Below are 15,090 nucleotides of genomic sequence, written 5' to 3'. Positions count from 1 at the left end.
CGGAGCCGTGAGCGGAAAAGGGCCGTATAGCTTGGCGAAGCCCCCTGCCGAAGGCAAGGGCACGGGGGCGCCTGTCCCGCCTCGCGGCATGCGAACGCACCCGCGCCAAGCGCGCGGGTGGCCTCGGGCCGCCGGTCTCGGCGTGCACCGACGCCGGACTTTACCTGCAGCGCCCTGCGCCGTCGCGGAGCCCCGGCATTGGAGCCGGGATCAGAGCCGCGGAGACCGGCGCAGGACGATCCCGCGGGGTCAGTCCTGAAGCATGCGCTTCAGCAGCTCGACCTCATCCCCCAGAACCGCGTCCTCGCCGATCTGCTTCTCGATCTTGCGCACGGCGTGGAGCACCGTGGTGTGATCGCGTCCGCCGAAGCGGCGGCCGATCTCGGGGAGCGAGCGGAGCGTCAGTACCTTCGACAGATACATCGCGATCTGGCGCGGCTTGACGACGGCGGCAGTGCGCCGTTCGGACAGGATGTCGGAGCGTGAGACATTGTAGCGCGAGGCGACCAGTTTCTGGATGTCCTCGATCTTCACCCGCTTCGGCTCGCGATTCTTGACGAGATCGCGGATCGCCGATTCCGCGGTCTCGACCGTCACCGGGGCACCGGTCAGCGTCGCGTGGGCGAGCAAGCGGTTGACCGCACCTTCGAGATCGCGGCCATTCGCCGTGATCGCGCGGGCCACGTAAGCCGAGACCGCCGGCGAGACTTCGAAGTTCGGGTGGCTCTGGCGCACGGCGGCGAGGCGCGCCGACAGGATCGACGTGCGAAGCCCCTCGTCGAGGGTGCCGATCTCGACGACGAGTCCGCCGGCGAGACGCGAGCGGACCCGCTCGTCGAGGGTCTCGAGTTCGGTCGGCGGCCGGTCCGAGGCGACCACGACCTGACGGCCGGAATCGATGAGGGCGTTCAGGGTATGGCCGAACTCGGTCTGGATCGACTTGCCCTGGATGAACTGCACGTCGTCGAGGATCAGCAGGTCGATCGCCCGCAGCTTCTCTTTGAAGGCGAGCGCGCTCTGCGTCTTCAAGGCGTTGACGAAGCCGTACATGAACCGGTCGGCGGTGAGATAGATGACCCGCCGGCCCGATTCGCGGGCGGCATGTCCTGCGGCATGCAGCAGGTGGGTCTTGCCGAGGCCGACCCCGGCATGGACGTAGAGCGGGTTGTACAGAGCGCCCTCGCCGTCGTTGCGGGCGATCCGCTCGGCTGCGGCATGCGCCAGCGCGTTGGAGCGGCCGACCACGAAGCTCGCAAAGGTCAGGCGCGCATCGAGGGGCGCCCCGTTGAGATCGACCGCGGCCGATTCACCGCGCGGCACCGCGATCTCGGTCTCGACCATCGGGCCGGGGCCCTGAAGCGCCGCGGGCGTCGCCGTGGCGTGGAGCCGAGTCAGCGGCCCGCTCGTCGGGCTGGGCTTGCCCGCATTGGCGACGGGGCGCGACGGCGCCGAGGGACCGCGCACGCCCACCTCGATCCGGCCGACGCTCTCGGCCTCGGCCCGGAAGGTGGTGAGCACCCGGTCGAGATAATGCGATTCGATCCAGCTCTTCAGGAATCGGGTCGGCACGGTAAGACGGGCCACGCCGCCGGAGACCTCTTCCAGTTCGAGCCGGGCGAACCAGCTCGCGAACACATCCTCGCCCAGTTCGGCCCGAAGGCGCCGCTTCACCCGCCCCCAGGCGGCGGACACGTCGATCCCGTTCCTCCCATCGCCGCCATTCCCGCCGTCCGCCATGCTGCCGTCGAGGTGCATCGAAACTCTCCTCGCACCCGCCCGGCGGACCGGACGGCTGCGTACGCAAACGCTACACGAGAGGGCCCACCCGACTCAGGCGGGACCGAATGAACTCCGCGACGCTGTCAAGAGGCGCGTCGACGGCCATCGCTCAAGAAGGCTGTGTATCAACAATCCTCTATCGTTCTCCTAACAGCGGGACGATCGGGGACAACTTCTTCGCTGGCACGGAGACGTGATCGGGCCTCCGCCGAGTCGAGAGCGGGGGACCATCTTGGGGAAGACTCGCGCAGCATCGGTGCTCACCTTGTGCAGCGCCCCCGCTATCAAGGTTTTGTTAAGCTACACGTCGCGCCACGACTCGGCGAGTCGATAACGATTCGAACGTGGTTAATGGATATTTGCCAATGCTGGCGCGCCATGGCGCAAGAGGCAATCCGGGAGTATGGCGCGAAACCTGTGGACACCGGACCGAGTCCGGTGGATGGGCGCGCTCCTCATGGGGACAGCGAAGGCCTCGTTTCGCGCACGAAAAAAGCCCGGCACAGGGCCGGGCTTGTGTCGTCCATAACGATGTCACCCGGCCGACGGCCGGGCGAAGGGGCTTAGGCGGCGATGGCCTTCACCCGGGCGGCGAGGCGCGAGACCTTCCGCGAGGCGTTGTTCTTGTGAACGATGCCGTGCTGGGCAGCGCGCATGATCTCCGGCTCGGCAGCGCGGAGGGCGGCCAGAGCGTTGGACTGATCGCCCGAGGCGATGGCCTCCTCGACCTTGCGGACGAAGGTGCGCATCCGCGAGCGGCGCGAGCGGTTGATCGCCGTGCGCTTGGCGATCTTGCGGGTCATCTTCTTGGCCGACACGGTGTTGGCCATGGGGCATCCTCGTCTGGTCGCGGCGGCAACGACCCGAATTCGGGAATTTCCCGTGTCGGTCAGCGCAGCCTGAATGATTGGCAATGGCGAAGCGCCCGGTCACCGAGAGCGGCCGGTCGCGGAGCGGGTCCTATAGCGGTGCCCCCGCGCTCCGTCAACAAATCGTCACGCCGCGGCGGCCCCGCCGATTTCCTTGCCTCGAAACGCCGGAGAAGCGTTGCCAAGCGGAATTCGATCCGCTAATGCCGCCTCCGGTTCGGCGACGGCACCGCCCGCCGAACCCGCGCTGCGGTAGCTCAGTGGTAGAGCACCTCATTGGTAATGAGGAGGTCGAGAGTTCAATCCTCTCTCGCAGCACCATCCATCTCAACGACTTAGCTGACAATTAATGAAGTGCTTGGGGGTTCTGTTGAACCCACAGCCTTTCCCTGAACCTGTCGATAGGTTCAGCACATGGCCGAATCGTCCCTCCCTCATCTCCGAATTGCATAAGGCGAAAGCCATCACCAACGGTGACGGGAACCGCCTGGTGCAGGCGGCGCTCAATCGCGGAAGCGGTAAAAAACCATTCGCCGTTACCGACCTAGCCGCCCTTATTTTTGCGGCGAACTGGGGCACAGTTTTGAAACATATCACGTACCCGTGAACGCTTGTCCGAGATACCTGTGACGCTCCAGACATCGTTACGAGAGCCCCGGGGCGAGGGGGAGCACTATGGTAAAAAAATGCACACCTGAAGATGTCTCGAGCAATGCCAAAACTTTAGAAGTAATATCTAATCTTTGTCTTGCAGCCGCCGCCCTCGTTGATAAAGAAAAATTACCATCAATACACAAAGCAATGCAGGTGCTTATTGCGGAAATCGATGCAGAAATCGCGATGGGCACGCGCACACGCGCGCGCAGCTGAAACAGGTTCGGTCACGGGTCGGTGATGTTGACTTGGCTTCTTAAGGCAGTGCCGAAGCGTTATCCTTAAAGGAGTGCTGTCTCTGACCCCGATCGTGGCAGCACCATCTTCCAGACCGCGTCCTTCGGGACGCGTTTTTTTTGGCCGGACCCAATTCACGGCAGAGGCGATCGAGCGATCGCGCTCATGATTTGGGCGGGTGGAGGATCCGAGCAATCCCGCGGGGCCGAGCCTCCGCTCCGCTGAAAGTTCGCCCTGATGATCGTACCTCTCGTCTGATGTTTCCCTCGGGATACGCCGCAAGCATGGGCGACTCGTCCCCTGTTGTCTCCGAGCTTTTCAAAGCGAGAGACGTCACCGACGACGACGTGAACCGCCTTGTGGAGGCGGTACTCGACAGCCCAATGGACCGGGCTCGGCCTAACGATGGCTACGCGGTCGATCTGGCCGCAGCCGTGGAGGCGAGCGCTTTTGCCAAGTCGGTGCTGGGCAACAAGGACAGCGCGCCGGCAACCAGGCGCAGCGCGGCGCGGACGGCGATCCGGCTGGCCCGAGCGGATAAGGCGTGACCTCGGATCCTGAAGTCTGGACTCACACCTTCGGCGAGCGTGCCCCCGACTTCGTGCTGGCGATCCGTGGCGAGATGATTGGCCGGGTCTACCATTGCGAGGTTCGACACGGCGGCCCGCGATGGGTCTGGACGATCCTGTGCTCGATACGGTGGGTATCTGCTCACAAGCCTACAATCATGCCCGGCGGTGAGGCTGATACGAAGGCAGAGGCGATCAAGGGGCTGCGGGCTGCCTGGAAAGTCGAGCGCGAATGGCGACGCGAAATGCGCGAGGTGACCGCCACGACGCACGGATGCTGGTCACCCTTCATGCTGGCTGTGGTCTGGCGCGGGTACGAACTGGAATCGACCACCCACTAATCGCACATCTCTGTACGATTTTCCTTGCTGATCGCACATCCATGTGCGATAACAGGATCATCGAAACGGAGACGAGAGGTGAAGCGCGAGGCACTGATCCGAGACCTTCGCAAGTACGCCAGGAGCCACGGGTTGGACTTCGAGGTGTACGAGGCGAGGGGCAAAGGGAGCCACTACTTGGTCCGGCTCGGCGATGCGGTGACGACGATCCAAAGCGGAGAACTCGCCCCCCAGCAGGTCCGGACAATCAAGCGGCAGCTCAAGGTGAACCCCGCCTAACGGTGGGGTTCAACCCGTGCCTGGCCTTCACCCGCAGGAGAGCGGAGATGGGAAGCAACTGGATCTATGGCGTCGCGGTCGTGCGCGAGGACGACCAGTTTCGCGCGGTGTGTGCCGAAGCCCCCGAGGCCATCGCCTACGGGGCGACCGAAGCCGACGCGCTGCGCGAAATGGCGGAGGCCCTCAAGGCGGTCGTGCGCGGTCGCATTCATATGAAGCTCGACCTTGTTCCGCCCGCCGGCGATCCCGCCGCGCCGCATCAGGTCGGCTTGCCGGCGCAACTCGCGGCCAAGGCGTCGGTCTACGTCGCATGGCGGGCAAGCGGCCTCAGCAAGGTCGCGCTTGGCGAGCGCCTCGATCGTCGCGAGGGCGAGGTGCGACGCATTCTCGACCCGGATCACCGCACCGGCCTCGACCAGCTTGAGGAGGCAGCCGCAGCTTTGGGCGGACGGCTCATTGTGTCATTCGAGGCGGCGTGAGCCTCGCAACGCAAAACCGCGCCAAGGCGGTGCCGGGTGGGGATAGATAGAACGGGCAATGCATCGTCGAACTGAAAGGGTCACGAGGTGGCTTCGAAGCGACGCCAGCGACGGAAGGCTTGCGAGGGCAAGGCGAAGCACGCCGATCAAGCTGCAGCCCTTGTCCAGATGAAGCGGTCGCAAGAGGGAGGCTTGCACGCCTATAAGTGCCAGCATTGTAGCGGCTGGCACGTTGGTCATCCGCCAGCCCGTGTACGCCAAGGGATCGCCGCAAGGAGACGGAACGACGATTTCAGGGGCCGGCTTGGTTGAGAAGGATGATGAATGCTTTGTTGAGCATGGTGATGGGGTCAAAACCTAGGCGTTTATGTAGCTTGCAAACCGCAATGCTTCAGGTAGCCCTGGGGAGACAGCAGATCTGGATTGCATCATGAGAGGCCGGAGAGTTCGATTAGGTTTGACTTGCTTGTGGCTGGCAGCAATCACATGCTTGTCCCAATCTATTACAAGTTACGGCGAGGAACGAGATACATTGACCCGAGAAGATCGGGATCAAATCCAGCTTACTGATGAGCAAATTGAGAATATCAAAGTCCTTATTCGCGGCATAGTCGGGCCAACGGCGCAGTTCGGTCCTATCAAGGCAAATAAAAAAGGATCAAACCCGATTTCTGTGTGTTCGACGGTCAACGCCCGCGATGGATATGGCGGAAAAACTGGGTATAGACCATTTACAACTTCGATACGGGGCAGCGAAAAGCCACGATTTGCAGAAATCGACAAGCAGGATGGCAGACATGACATCGCTAAAATTTGTAGAGATAATGGACTCAGCATCGATTAGCTAGACGACCAATCCGCCTTTGCCAGCTTCCTCAACCGCTCTTTGAAACGCTCGGGATCTTCAAAGGCTTATGGGGCGATCAACGATGAAATTGTTTTTGCAGCCTTTACACCTGCCTTAGGCGGAAAGGGGTTTCTGGGTTGCATGTAGAGAACCCACCTAAGTGTGGCTTACCGGTCATAGTACGGCCCATTTGTTCGATGCCAGTTTCTCGCCTTGAGTCATATCAACCTACAGATTGATACAAGAGGTATGGGGCAATGTTGTTGAGATCAGCCTTGGCAGCAGCTGGAATTATTCTGATAACAACATTTCAGGCAGTCCCTCAATACAGTATACCCCGTGGTAGTGTTGAAATCAATCTTGATAAAGCAACCGATCTGTATAAGTTAATGATTGATCAAACTTGCTATCGCCAACGTCATTCACTTCAAAATCTTGTTAGGGAACGCCCAACATCTGAGTTTACGCTAGTTCCACGCCAGTATCCTTATTATGACGAAAAAAAGAAGAGAACGTTACTCGCGGAGTGGGGGATTTTCACCCGTAGCGGTCCCTACCTTGTCACTTTGTACGACAATAATGAGCATGATAATATCACATCATGTGTGGTTCATACGGTTGCGGTACAAAAAAATGCCCTGAAGGATACGATATTACAAATAGACGGACTATATTTCGTCGATGAAATAGAAGAAAACGGAATGAAAATTTTTGGCTTCAGGCACAAAAAAGAGCGCGGTTTGCGAGTTCTATGCATGATATCCAATATATCAAATGACTTTACCTGCGAATGTCATTTGTGGTCTTGGCCAGAAGATGGCTCTTAGCAAAGCCTCAAACTCTTATGGCAATTGATTTATAGATTTGAGATGCTGCATTTGATAGGCGCCAAGGGGGCAAGTAGCGGACGGGAACTTTTCGCCTGCTAAGGGCGGGCAGCGGTCATTTGGGGTGAAGTTTACGAATAACCGTGCCGTAAGATGCTCGAATGTCTATCTCACTGAGGAAAATTTGTAGCGCGTTGCGCCGGCCCAGGCGATGAATCATTGTATACACATAAGGATCCGAGGCCGTTAACAATGCCATTCGTAAAATGGTAGGAGAAAGCAATGTTAAGAAAACTTGGTGCGTCGGCAGTAGCTTTCGCATTATTGGGTTATACGCTAGCATTCTTTATTGCATATGAGACTGGATATTATATTGAAAAGGCTTTCGCAAGAGAAATGTACGACTATAGTATCTCAGGTGAAAATATTAGAAGTCATCTAGCCATATCAGCGAATCACGCAATGTTAAGCGACTACAGGAGAGATAACCCCAAATGTTGTAAACAAGAAATAGTTTTTTCGGACTTATATGGGAATATGACCTATCTACCGATGATTCATGTGATGTTGCAGAGCGAAGCTAACGATACGTCCTACCTACTTGACATATTTGGAGATCTGCGTGGCTTCAGCGGTTACTCTCGATCTGAGGGTGAGAAGCTTGAGATGCGCAGGAAGCCGTTCAATTGATTGCTCGCAGTCGGCTCCTAATTTGTGGATTAACTTCGGTACAATTTAAAGGCACAACGTCCGCTGAGGGTGGGAAGCGGAGTTTGGAGCTTGTATCATCGCCGATCTTATAGAAGCCATACGCCGGTAATAAGATTACCATTCTTTATATATAGGCGACGGCGCTCCTAGCAATTAATATAATAATTCCGGAAAATAACGATCTTCAACCCAAATAAAATATTTCATTTTCCCCCTGATGATAACTATTGAATCCGCCAAATATTGATACGAATATTCCAGCCATGCCGACCCAGGCAAAAAGCAAGGCGATTATGTATCTTACAAACTCGCCTGTTCAAGGCGTGCGGTTGGCGGGCCCCCAATTCAGTCCGCCATTGTATATAATTGCACCACACTTATCGAACTCAAGTTCGTGTTGAAACTCATTTGGGACGCCAAAAGCAGAAATTTGTACGTTCCAGCCTATTCCTGATCCTTCAATTTCATATGGACCATAGGAGGCATCACAGCAATTGGGGTTTTGTTCTATGGCAACAATATATGCCCTGCCGTTTGCAAATCCCGACCTCGCTACAGCGGACTTGCCTGATGATATGGCATTTTTTGCAAATTCAACAGCCTGGGCCTTCGTTTCAATAACCTGATCTACACAGGGTGCATCGACCTGATATACAGATCGTAATGCTATCGTAATGATGGCCGCCGTAATGACGGCCGAACTTACGACGGTGAGGTACGCGGTCCTCATCACCTTTTTGTCGATGGGATCGTTGCATCAGGTTCATGCTCAGATCGCCGCTTTGCCAGCCGTTTAACCCGCTCGGCGAACCGCTCGGGATCATCATCGGTCCCAAGCTCCTGAGCCGTTTTGATGAAGCGCTCGGATTGGCTAAGGCCGCCGTCGGACGTCGGCCTTCCCGCGCCCGTCTCCACCTTCGACTTCGTTGCTGGGTCAGTCACTACGCATCCCCCTCGGCAACGGAGCGGAGCAGGCTCCATAGGGCCTGATGTTCAGGACCATCCCGACCGGCGCCTAGGAACGTCGCCAGCGGTATATCCGTGACACTGCCACCTGACGCCATGTTGGCGGTATGGCACACAACAACGTGCCCGGTCGCCTCGTCGGCCTTGAGGTACCAGTAATCCCCGTTCGAACTGACGTACAGTTCCCGCATATCGACCTCCGCTAGCGGTGAATGTAGGCCGAACCCCAAAAAAATACGCCCCGGCCGAAGCCGAGGCGCCTGGAGCGTGAACAAGTGTCAATGGCCGCGTATCAGCCGGACGGTCGCCGCCCGCGCTCCAATTCGTCAATGCGGCGCTGCATCGCCTGGATCGTGTCGCGCGGCGTGTTCAGGTCGGACAGGTCCTTCCGCAGGCTGTCGATCTGACGCTGTATCCCCTCGTCCTTCTGACGCTGGGCAGCGGCGCGCTCGTCATGCTCGCCGCGGGGAACGAGGGTCTTCTGCACGGTGTCGACGTCCCGCTCCACGCGCTCAATTCGGGCATCGGTGAGCCGCTGGAGGTCGTCGCGCCGCTGCGTGATGACGTTGAAGCGTGCATCAAGATCAACACGCGGCACGAACGACTCGGTGCGGCCCTCCACCTTCGCAATTAGCCCCTCGAGCCGGCCCTGGCCCGCGTTGATCCACGAGAACCCCATGCCGCCGACGATGGCGAGCACGGTGACCAGGATCGAGATCGGCGCCCAATTGATGCCGGAGCGGGCATCGAGCTTCGTCACGATGGATTTGATGCCATCCTCAATCCCGGCGACGCGGGTTTCGAGGACGCCGATGCGGGCCTCGACAGGGTTGGTGGTCATGACATGCAGGCCCCGATGACGGCGTTTGAGGGGAGCCCTTCCCCAGCGGGGCAGAGCCGAGTTGATGAGAAAGTGGCTACTTGGCCAGGACCTGCGGGACGATCTTGTCCACCGAGCGGGCCAGCATGTAGGCGCCGATCCCGACGGACAGCAGCGACCACAGATCCGCAGGCACGCCCTTCAGCGCTGCGATGGTCTCGGCTTGCAGCCCGATCATCGGCGAGACGACGCCAACCCAGGTGATCATCGCCAGCGCCCAATAGACGACGATCGGCCGGGCGTTGCGGGCCATGGCGCTTTCCGACGAGGCGTCCGCCTTCATCACGTCGGCCATGGCCTTGTTGAGATCGGCCTGCTGCTCGAGCATCGCCCGTTGGAGCTCGGCCTGCGCTTCGGCGCGCTTGCCTTCGTCGGGGATGACTTTCTGCAAGACGGGCCCGAGGACCTGCATCAGGATCGGAAACAGGGTGAGGAACGCGCCCATGGTCAGGCCCCCTTCGTCATGTTGCTGCGGATGGTTTCCCGCAGGCGCACCCACCACGGCGCGGCCGGCGCCGGGCTCGGCGCAGAAGAAAGCCCGCCGGAGGGGGCGGGCTGGGGAGCGGGCTGGGTCGGCGCCGTCTTCATCGGCGCCAAGGGGTCAGGCATCGGCTTCGCCACCGGAACGGAGCCGGCCGACGCCCAGACGGGGTTCGGATCCCCGCGGCGCGCTCGAGGCAGCGCTTGGCTGTAGGGCGTCGCGGCTTGGTCCCGCTCGCCCTGCCGACGCGGGATGATGACCGCGGGCTTGTTCCACATCAGGAACGCTTCGGTCGCACCCGCCATGTCGCCCGCATTGGCGCGGCGCACGACCGAGCTTTGTGCGAAGCCGACCGGGCCGATGTTGTAGGCCAGCGACACGCAGGCGTCGAAGAACTCCTGCGGCCATGCCCGATCGGAGCGCAGCGCCTTGCGGACCGGGTCGACGTATTTCGCGACGGCCTGCGCGAACAGCGCCTCGCTCTGGGCCTTCGTGATCGTGAGCCCGGGGGTGACCTTGATGAGCCCCGACGCCGTGGTGATCCCGACGCCGATGGTCAGAACGCCGACCGAATCCTTGTAGGCAGTCAGCCGCTCGCCTTCGCGCGCCACGAGGGCCGCGCGTCCGATGGGGGACAGATCCATTGTCTTCTCCGATGAGGGCGAGGGCCCGAAGCCGCTACTCGACGAACCGGGCGGTCATGACCGTGCTCGGGATGCCGCCTGCGGTCGCCACGGTCGCAACCGATCCGGTGCCCGTGATCCGAGCTTGAAACTCGACGTAATCGCCGGCCTTGAGCGTGAGGCGCTCGGCAACCTGCACCGGCGTCAGGAACGCGCCGTTCGGGCAGTAGGCGAAGACCGTCGCGACCGTGTTGCCGTTGACGCGAATGTCGAGCAGCACCCGGTCGCCACTGTTCAGGCCGGAGACGACCGAGCGAAGCGCGACGTCATAGTCGCCCGGCGACTTGATCGTGAGCCGCTGCGTCGCCGTGCTGAACTCGGACCGGCGATCGGTAGAGACCGTGTCCAGGCCGAGGGCGACCCCGCCGGCCGTGAGCGGCACCGCAGCGGCGGCCGAGACGCGCACGTTGGTCTTCACGTAGGGGACGAACTTGCCCCCATCCGTCATGTGGGCCACCTCTCCGGACCGTCCGGGCTGCGCGAGCTTGTTGTCCGCATAGTCGTTCGAGCCGGCCACGCTCCGGACGATCCCGTAGCTTGCGCCATTCGGATCGAGCGTGTTGTTCTCGATGACGTTGCCGGTCGGCAGCTGCGTCGCGCCGCCGGTGTTGCCGGAGCCGTTCGCGCCACCGTTGTCCTGCATCAGCACGCAAGCGGAGGTCGCCGTGCTGAAACTCGGATTGGCGGCGTAGTCCTTCACCAGGTTGCCGCTGACCCGATTGCCGGTGGTGTTGCCGACGTCCTTCTCGGTTGAGCCCGCCAGCGTGATCCCGGCGAGGCCGAAGCGCATGATGACATTGCCGAAGGCGGCGTTGTTCTTGGCCCCGTGGATGAACTTGAGGCCGAAGATGTAGCAATCGAGCAGCTCGTTACCAGAGAAGGTCCCATGAGAGCCGAAGCTGTCGATGCCTTCACCGACGGAGCGGATGTAATTGCCGATCACGCGGGCATAGAGCGTGCCGCAGAGATTGATGCCGTCGGTCTGGTAGCCGTAGAGCGCCAGGAAGTCGGCGCCGACCTTCAGTCCGACGATGCGGTTGCCTTCGATCAGCACACCGTCGCTGAAGATGCCGCCGACGCGGTCGTTATCGATCTCGATGCCGGTGATCTGGGGAACGTTCGCGGCCAGCCACCCCGTCGAGTTGTCGAGGAAGTCGTGGATGTGGTTGCGAATGATGCGTCCGTTGCCCTGGAGGGTGCCGGCGACGATGCCCTTGCCCAGCGGGAAGCCGACGATCTCATTGTCGGCGATGAGGGCGTCGAGGACGTTGAAGGCGCGCACAGCGGACACGGCGCGGATCAGGTCGGTGCCGGACCCCGACGGCGCTCCGTAGACGACGCGCACGTTCTCCAGGCTCGGCGCGAGCGAGGCTTTCGCCGGATCGGTGGGATGCCCCGACAGGTCGATGACGACCGCGTTATTGCCCTTGCGCCCGTCGGGCGTCAGGTCCTGGTTGTTGAACGAGCCGCGACGGGCCAGGATCTTCGACCCGCCCGCGCCGACGAGACCGCCACCCGCCGGGATCACGATCTTGGTGTTGCATCCGTAGAGGCCGCCGCCCTTGAGACCGACCTTCCGGCCGGAACTGGCCATGTACTCGATGGCCTGAGCGAAGGCGGCATCCTCGTCGCGTCCGCTGCCGAGCGCCCCGAAATAGTCGAGCGTGCGCAAGGGGGCGCTCGCATCGACGGACATCTCGGGAATGATCGATCGGACGACGTCGGACGCTGCGTCATAGACGACGCTGTAGATCCGGCCCGCTCGGAGCACGACCGGGACATCGGCGCCGGCCGAAAGCCAGTCGACCGCCGGCAGACCGTCGATGCGCAGCGTCGGGGCGATCACGCTGTCGCGGTTGGCTCGCACCATGAATTGCAGGCCAGCCCGCAGGCCGGTCAGGCCGACGCCGGTCGTGACGGTGTAGGCGTCGCCGACACCCGCGGTCGTCAATGCGCCGCCCTGTGCGTCACTCATCCGACGGATCGCGGCCATGACGCCGCGGATCAGCGACGGGATTTCCCGTCCCGATGCACCGTCGTGAGCCGGAATGCTGCGGTCGGCCACGGCGTTGCCGCTCGGCTGGGGGGACCAGTCGATGACGCTCATGCGAGATGTCCGATTTTTGAGGAGCCGAAGGCGCTCAGGCCTTGATGGCGAAGACGACGACGAGGCCCGGGGGGATGTTCGGGTGAGCACCGCCACCGCCCGCGTTATCGACGCTGACCGTGTGGCTGTGCGCCGGGATTTCCGGAACGGAGTGCGTGTGATCGGGCGCGCCCGGGATCGAGTGCGCGTGCGCCGACACGGCGTCGGTCGTCAGGCCGTGGGTGTGGCCAGCGATCGGATCGGTGGTGAAGCTGTGACCGTGTTCGCCCGCCGCATCGGTCTGTGCGGTCGAGTTGGTGCCGGGCGGATAGAGCTGCGTCACCGCGAAGACCGCGCTGCCCTTCTCGTAGATGGTCTGTCGCTCGTATCGCTGGCCGTGGACGTGCGAGCCGGCCACGTCGGTAGTGCCGCTGTGGCTGTGGCCGCCTGCGTTTTCGGTCGACCCGGTGTGACTGTGAGCGCCGCCTGCACCCGTCGTGCTGGCCGCCACCGCCCCGCCGGCGCCGGTCGTCGTCGCTGGCTGCGCCCCAGCCGCGCCGGTCGAACCGGTGTGGCTGTGGCTCGGCATTTGTGCCGCCGTCAGCGTCACCGTCTCCGAGCCGCCGCTGTTGCCGACGCCACCACTCAGGCCGCCGACACCGTTCAAGCGGCCTGCCGCCGAGCCCCCCATCGCGTCGGCGCCGAAAGGCGCACGACCCCGCAGGTCCGGCACACGGAAGTCTGTGTCGCTGGTCGAGCCGTGTGCGGTGCCGATGGCGCCGAACAACGCATCGTAATTCGAGCGAGACAGCGCTCGCCCGTCGCAGACGACCCAACCCTTGGGGATCGCCGTCTCGGCCCCGAACATCTCGATTTTGCCGGGGGCCTCGGGGACCGGCGAGACCAGAATGTAGCGGCCGAGAACCCTCACCCAGCGTGCGCGATAGACGACTTTGGGGGTCAGATCGCCCGGCCCCATGGCAATGTTGCCGGGCCGGTGGAGCGGACGTGAGGGCGCGCCATCCACCACCATTTCGACAGGCCCGGTGTTTTGGCTGTCGACCGTAAAATTGAATTCGAAGGCCTTGGTGAGATTGACGCCCTGCGCGGTGGCGATCGTGATGGTTCCGCGGGTCGGACCTGAGCCGACGATGACGTCGGTATTGTCGGCGTACCAGTTGGCCAGCGCCGCCATCATCTGCCGCGCCGAGTCGTTGATCGATCGTGCCGATTGCCCTTCAGGCCAATAGATCGGCGGCGCCGCGACGTCGTTCGAGGACGAGTCCTGGCTGAAGTGGAACAATCCGGTCATCGGCAGGTCCGCGAAGCGCGCAAGCGTCCGGCTCCGACGACGCCAGGGCGTTCGGATCGATCGGCTCGGCTGGGAAGGGATCAGCTCAGCGCGGCAGGCGCGCGAGGTAGGCGTTGAGATCGAAGGGGATCGCGCGGCGCGGGGGCGGCGCCGGCATCCGCGAGGGTTCGGCGGCCCCGGCCTGCGGGGATGCCAGGGCGGCGAGGCCCTTGTCGCCCGCCACGAGCTTCAGCAGCGCGCCGTAATCGGTCGGCTTGTCCTCAGTCTGGGCCGGCGTCGTCATCGTCGGCGCGGACGCGGCCGATGGCTCGATGCCGGCAAACCCGAAGCGGCCGGAGGCGGAAGCAGAACCAGCCTCCGCCGGCATCGTCATCGCCGCATCGCCGCCGAGGAACGCCGCGGCCTTGGCCCGATGGCCCGCCATCTGGGAATTGACCTTGTCGGCCACGGTGCCCGGCGCACCGCCGTTCCCGGCATCGCTGGCATTGTATCGGCCGGGGCTGCCCGCGTTGATTGTCGAGTAGAGATCGAGAATGCCCATGCCGGGCTTGAAGCCGCGATCCACGAGGTAGCGCTCGACGGCCGGCAGCTGCTCCGCGAAGCTCTGGTCCTGGCTCGCGCCGTACTGCTTCTGCTCCGGGATGCCGAACTGGATCAGGCCGATATGGCGGTTGCCGGACCCGCCCCGGATTGAAGGGGAGAAGGTGCCGCCAGTCTCGTACGAGATCACCGTCCCATAGTCGGTCGGATCGGCGCCGATGCGCCGCGCCGAGGCGATCAGGGCATCGCGGTCGGCAGCGTTCATGGCGGGATCCTGAAACGACGAAGCCCCGCGCAGGGGCGGGGCTGTCGGGTCCGGCGGGTAGCGCTGCGGACGGTGATGAATTCGCGGGTTTCGCCCGACGGGTCAAGTGCGCAGGCGCCGGCTTTGCGCTACGGTTGCGAAATGCCCCGTTGGCTCCAGATCACCCTCAGCCTCGTCCTGTTCGCCGCCGCGATGCTGGCGCTGCGCTGGGTTCTGCACGCCACGGTGCCGGGCGGCATCCGGTGGGCCGATGCGATGATCGGCAAGAACGCCGTCACCGGCATC

17 protein-coding genes and 1 tRNA gene are annotated in these 15,090 nt (G+C 62.2%); 9 read left to right on the top strand and 9 right to left on the bottom strand.

Translation table 11 applies throughout. The features are described from left to right. Window positions 1-249: 249 nt before the first annotated feature. Entirely contained in the window at window positions 250-1,755 is a 1,506-nt protein-coding gene (gene dnaA, locus OWC43_RS19515; protein ID WP_137828083.1) for a chromosomal replication initiator protein DnaA, read from the bottom strand. Between the two features lie 587 nt (window positions 1,756-2,342). Further along, complete coding sequence (gene rpsT / locus OWC43_RS19510) at window positions 2,343-2,609, bottom strand: 30S ribosomal protein S20 (protein WP_137828082.1); 267 nt, start codon at window positions 2,607-2,609, stop codon at window positions 2,343-2,345. Between the two features lie 285 nt (window positions 2,610-2,894). Between rpsT and OWC43_RS19505 the strand changes: the two genes are divergently transcribed. From OWC43_RS19505 to OWC43_RS19465, 9 genes are all read left to right on the top strand, one after another. Next, a tRNA-Thr gene (locus tag OWC43_RS19505) sits at window positions 2,895-2,969 on the top strand. 354 nt (window positions 2,970-3,323) lie between these two features. After that, a complete protein-coding gene (locus OWC43_RS19500; protein WP_393957925.1) occupies window positions 3,324-3,518 on the top strand; it encodes a hypothetical protein in 195 nt (64 codons plus the stop codon). 305 nt (window positions 3,519-3,823) lie between these two features. After that, entirely contained in the window at window positions 3,824-4,087 is a 264-nt protein-coding gene (locus OWC43_RS19495) for a hypothetical protein (RefSeq protein WP_393957924.1), read from the top strand. Then, window positions 4,084-4,449 carry a hypothetical protein gene (locus OWC43_RS19490; RefSeq protein ID WP_393957923.1) on the top strand — a complete coding sequence of 122 codons (366 nt, stop codon included), beginning with the start codon at window positions 4,084-4,086 and terminating at the stop codon, window positions 4,447-4,449. The genes OWC43_RS19495 and OWC43_RS19490 overlap by 4 nt, the downstream gene beginning before the upstream one ends. Before the next feature lie 78 nt (window positions 4,450-4,527). Then, window positions 4,528-4,728 (top strand): hypothetical protein, encoded by a 201-nt coding sequence (locus tag OWC43_RS19485; RefSeq protein ID WP_393957922.1) that lies wholly within the window; start codon window positions 4,528-4,530, stop codon window positions 4,726-4,728. Window positions 4,729-4,730: 2 nt separating this feature from the next. Further along, window positions 4,731-5,207 carry a type II toxin-antitoxin system HicB family antitoxin gene (locus OWC43_RS19480; RefSeq protein ID WP_393957920.1) on the top strand — a complete coding sequence of 159 codons (477 nt, stop codon included), beginning with the start codon at window positions 4,731-4,733 and terminating at the stop codon, window positions 5,205-5,207. A 532-nt stretch (window positions 5,208-5,739) separates the two neighbouring features. Then, a complete protein-coding gene (locus OWC43_RS19475; RefSeq protein ID WP_393957919.1) occupies window positions 5,740-6,051 on the top strand; it encodes a hypothetical protein in 312 nt (103 codons plus the stop codon). 278 nt (window positions 6,052-6,329) lie between these two features. Beyond that, the gene (locus OWC43_RS19470; RefSeq protein ID WP_393957918.1) at window positions 6,330-6,881 is read left to right on the top strand and encodes a hypothetical protein; all 552 of its coding nucleotides are present in this window, start codon (window positions 6,330-6,332) and stop codon (window positions 6,879-6,881) included. A 282-nt stretch (window positions 6,882-7,163) separates the two neighbouring features. After that, window positions 7,164-7,571 (top strand): hypothetical protein, encoded by a 408-nt coding sequence (locus tag OWC43_RS19465; protein ID WP_393957917.1) that lies wholly within the window; start codon window positions 7,164-7,166, stop codon window positions 7,569-7,571. Window positions 7,572-7,908: 337 nt separating this feature from the next. On the opposite strand, the gene OWC43_RS19460 is transcribed toward OWC43_RS19465, so the two are convergent. The 7 genes from OWC43_RS19460 to OWC43_RS19430 all read right to left on the bottom strand — a co-directional run bounded on the left by OWC43_RS19460 (window position 7,909) and on the right by OWC43_RS19430 (window position 14,805). Beyond that, window positions 7,909-8,322 carry a hypothetical protein gene (locus OWC43_RS19460; RefSeq protein ID WP_393957915.1) on the bottom strand — a complete coding sequence of 138 codons (414 nt, stop codon included), beginning with the start codon at window positions 8,320-8,322 and terminating at the stop codon, window positions 7,909-7,911. 528 nt (window positions 8,323-8,850) lie between these two features. Then, on the bottom strand, window positions 8,851-9,399 hold the full coding sequence (locus OWC43_RS19455; protein WP_393957914.1) for a hypothetical protein: 549 nt from the start codon (window positions 9,397-9,399) through the stop codon (window positions 8,851-8,853). A gap of 76 nt (window positions 9,400-9,475) precedes the next feature. Continuing rightward, window positions 9,476-9,883, bottom strand: coding sequence for a 3TM-type holin (locus tag OWC43_RS19450; RefSeq protein WP_393957912.1), 408 nt, complete (start codon window positions 9,881-9,883; stop codon window positions 9,476-9,478). A 2-nt stretch (window positions 9,884-9,885) separates the two neighbouring features. Then, window positions 9,886-10,563 carry a lysozyme gene (locus tag OWC43_RS19445; protein ID WP_393957910.1) on the bottom strand — a complete coding sequence of 226 codons (678 nt, stop codon included), beginning with the start codon at window positions 10,561-10,563 and terminating at the stop codon, window positions 9,886-9,888. A gap of 34 nt (window positions 10,564-10,597) precedes the next feature. Then, complete coding sequence (locus OWC43_RS19440; RefSeq protein ID WP_393957909.1) at window positions 10,598-12,709, bottom strand: hypothetical protein; 2,112 nt, start codon at window positions 12,707-12,709, stop codon at window positions 10,598-10,600. Between the two features lie 34 nt (window positions 12,710-12,743). Continuing rightward, the gene (locus OWC43_RS19435) at window positions 12,744-14,000 is read right to left on the bottom strand and encodes a tail fiber protein (protein ID WP_393957908.1); all 1,257 of its coding nucleotides are present in this window, start codon (window positions 13,998-14,000) and stop codon (window positions 12,744-12,746) included. An 85-nt stretch (window positions 14,001-14,085) separates the two neighbouring features. Beyond that, window positions 14,086-14,805 carry a hypothetical protein gene (locus tag OWC43_RS19430; protein WP_393957907.1) on the bottom strand — a complete coding sequence of 240 codons (720 nt, stop codon included), beginning with the start codon at window positions 14,803-14,805 and terminating at the stop codon, window positions 14,086-14,088. Window positions 14,806-15,090 lie beyond the last annotated feature (285 nt).

It is taken from the genome of Methylorubrum sp. POS3 (assembly GCF_043352485.1).
Taxonomy (GTDB): domain Bacteria; phylum Pseudomonadota; class Alphaproteobacteria; order Rhizobiales; family Beijerinckiaceae; genus Methylobacterium; species Methylobacterium suomiense.
Note: the sequence above shows the minus strand (reverse complement) of the source record. Positions and strands in the feature narration are given on the sequence as shown.

Coding starts and splice junctions, on each gene's coding strand:
- dnaA (WP_137828083.1), bottom strand. CDS start 1,755: ATGCACCTCGACGGCAGCATGGCGGACGGCGGGAATGGCGGCGATGGG.
- rpsT (WP_137828082.1), bottom strand. CDS start 2,609: ATGGCCAACACCGTGTCGGCCAAGAAGATGACCCGCAAGATCGCCAAG.
- OWC43_RS19500 (WP_393957925.1), top strand. CDS start 3,324: ATGGTAAAAAAATGCACACCTGAAGATGTCTCGAGCAATGCCAAAACT.
- OWC43_RS19495 (WP_393957924.1), top strand. CDS start 3,824: ATGGGCGACTCGTCCCCTGTTGTCTCCGAGCTTTTCAAAGCGAGAGAC.
- OWC43_RS19465 (WP_393957917.1), top strand. CDS start 7,164: ATGTTAAGAAAACTTGGTGCGTCGGCAGTAGCTTTCGCATTATTGGGT.
- OWC43_RS19460 (WP_393957915.1), bottom strand. CDS start 8,322: ATGAGGACCGCGTACCTCACCGTCGTAAGTTCGGCCGTCATTACGGCG.
- OWC43_RS19455 (WP_393957914.1), bottom strand. CDS start 9,399: ATGACCACCAACCCTGTCGAGGCCCGCATCGGCGTCCTCGAAACCCGC.
- OWC43_RS19450 (WP_393957912.1), bottom strand. CDS start 9,883: ATGGGCGCGTTCCTCACCCTGTTTCCGATCCTGATGCAGGTCCTCGGG.
- OWC43_RS19445 (WP_393957910.1), bottom strand. CDS start 10,563: ATGGATCTGTCCCCCATCGGACGCGCGGCCCTCGTGGCGCGCGAAGGC.
- OWC43_RS19440 (WP_393957909.1), bottom strand. CDS start 12,709: ATGAGCGTCATCGACTGGTCCCCCCAGCCGAGCGGCAACGCCGTGGCC.
- OWC43_RS19435 (WP_393957908.1), bottom strand. CDS start 14,000: ATGACCGGATTGTTCCACTTCAGCCAGGACTCGTCCTCGAACGACGTC.
- OWC43_RS19430 (WP_393957907.1), bottom strand. CDS start 14,805: ATGAACGCTGCCGACCGCGATGCCCTGATCGCCTCGGCGCGGCGCATC.